Annotated in this window: 2 protein-coding genes and 1 pseudogene; all 3 read right to left on the bottom strand. The window is 67.8% G+C overall.

The features are described 5' to 3' along the window. On the bottom strand, positions 1-425 hold a 425-nt coding region (locus DMC18_RS27080; protein WP_233248276.1), incomplete at its 3' end, for a DUF6468 domain-containing protein. Then, on the bottom strand, positions 422-1573 hold the full coding sequence (gene fliM / locus DMC18_RS23745) for a flagellar motor switch protein FliM (protein ID WP_110120640.1): 1152 nt from the start codon (positions 1571-1573) through the stop codon (positions 422-424). The genes fliM and DMC18_RS27080, both read right to left, overlap by 4 nt. A gap of 28 nt (positions 1574-1601) precedes the next feature. Further along, a pseudogene (fliL, locus tag DMC18_RS23740) lies at positions 1602-1908 on the bottom strand (flagellar basal body-associated protein FliL); the annotation flags it as partial.

Raw genomic sequence — 1908 nt, 5'->3', positions numbered from 1 at the left:
TGCGCGCTCAGGCGGCGGCCGCCGGCGGGGCTCGGCGCGGGCGCCGGCTCGGGGGCCTGCGACGCGACGAAATCACGCGGATCGCGAGCCGGGCGCTGGCCCAGTTCTTGGCGGGGTTCACGCGTCTCGATCCGCGGCGCCGAAGCCGCGCGGGTCATGCGATCGTCCAGCTGGGCGGCCAGGGCCTTGGCCTTTTCGATGCGGTCGGCCAGGTATTCGGAGGCCTCGTCGGTGGCCGCGCGCAGGTCGGCGAGACCCTGCTCGGCGCGCTGGGCGGCGTTGTCGAGATCGGCCACGGCCTTGGCGAAACCGTCCTGGGCGTCGCGCAGCGCCTTCAGCTTGCGCTCCAGACGCCAGCCGAAGACCAGCGCCACCATCAGGAGCACCGCCAGAAAGACCTGCAGGGCGACCGCGACCAGGCTCATTTCAGCTTCTGAACCGCCTTCTTCGCCGCGGGCGTCAGCGGGGCGTCGGCCCGAATGGCGATGGAATGGTTACGACGGCCCATCCGGCCGCGGGTAAGCGGAATCGACCCCGCCCGCAACTCCACCAGACTGTCGGGCGTGGCGTTCAGCATCAACGTGTCGCCGACCTGCAGGTTCAGCACCTTGGAAAGCGGCAGCTGCTGCTCGTCGAGCACGGCGCGCACCTCCATCTGGGTGGTCCAGAGTTCGGTGGCCAAGTGGCCTTCCCAGATGTTGTCGCGGCCGAACTTCTCACCCATGAACTGCTGCAGCAGCATCTTCCGGATGGGTTCCAGCGTGGCGTAGGGCAGCAGCAGCTCGATGCGGCCGCCGCGGTCTTCCATGTCGATGCGCAGCTTGACCAGGATCGCCGCGTTGGCGGGACGCGCGATGGCGGCGAAGCGCGGGTTGGTCTCCAGGCGGTCCAGGGTGAAGGCCACCGGATGCAGGGGTTCGAAGGCGGCCTTGGCGTCGTTCAGCACCACCTCGACCATCCGCTGCACCAGCACGCGTTCGATGGTCGTGTAGGGACGGCCCTCGATGCGCATGGCCGCGGTGCCCCGACGGCCGCCCAGCAGCACGTCGACGATCGAGTAGATCAGGTTGGAGTCGACCGTCAGCAGGCCGTAGTTGTCCAGCTCCTCGGCCCGGAACACCGCCAGGATGGCCGGCAGCGGGATCGAGTTCAGATAGTCGCCGAAACGGATCGAGCTGATGTTGTCGAGGCTGACCTCGACGTTGTCCGACGTGAAGTTGCGCAGGGACGTCGTCATCAACCGCACCAGGCGGTCGAAGACGATTTCCAGCATCGGCAGGCGCTCGTAGCTGACCAGCGCCGAGTTGATGATCGCGCGGATGCCGGTGCGGTCGTCGGAGCCGTCGCCGGACAGGTCGAAGCCCAGCAGGCTGTCGATCTCGTCCTGGTTCAGGATGCGCTCGGCGCCCATGCCGTCGCCACCGCCGTCGTCCCAGCCCCCCATGCCGGCCATGCCGCCGCTGAAGTCGCCGAAGCTGTTCATCTCGCCGCCGCCAGCGGCGTCGAAGGTCCCCGGAGGGTTCTCCGCGGCCCACTGGGCCATTGCGGCCTGATCGTCGATCTCGTCTGCCATGATGGTTCGCTTCAGCCAGCCCGAAGGACTAGTTGATCAGCATCTCCTCGATCAGGACGGCGTTCACTTTCGAAGGGGCGGCCACCAGGTTCACCCGGCGCAGCAGTTCGGAGCGCAGCTGGTAGCTGCCCTGGCTGCCGGCGAGGTCCTCGGGACGCAGTTCGCGCAGGAAGGTCTGGAACATGTCGGTCAGGCGCGGCAGGTTCGGCGTCAGCTCGTCGGCCGTCTCCTGGTCGGGCAGTTCGAAGGTCAGCTTCAGCTTCAGGAAGGTCGACTTGCCGTCGGCCGACTGCATGTTCACCACGATGTCGGGCAGGGTGTAGAACACCACGCCG

Source organism: Caulobacter sp. D5, from assembly GCF_003185805.1.
Lineage (GTDB): Bacteria > Pseudomonadota > Alphaproteobacteria > Caulobacterales > Caulobacteraceae > Caulobacter.
Note: the sequence above shows the minus strand (reverse complement) of the source record. Positions and strands in the feature narration are given on the sequence as shown.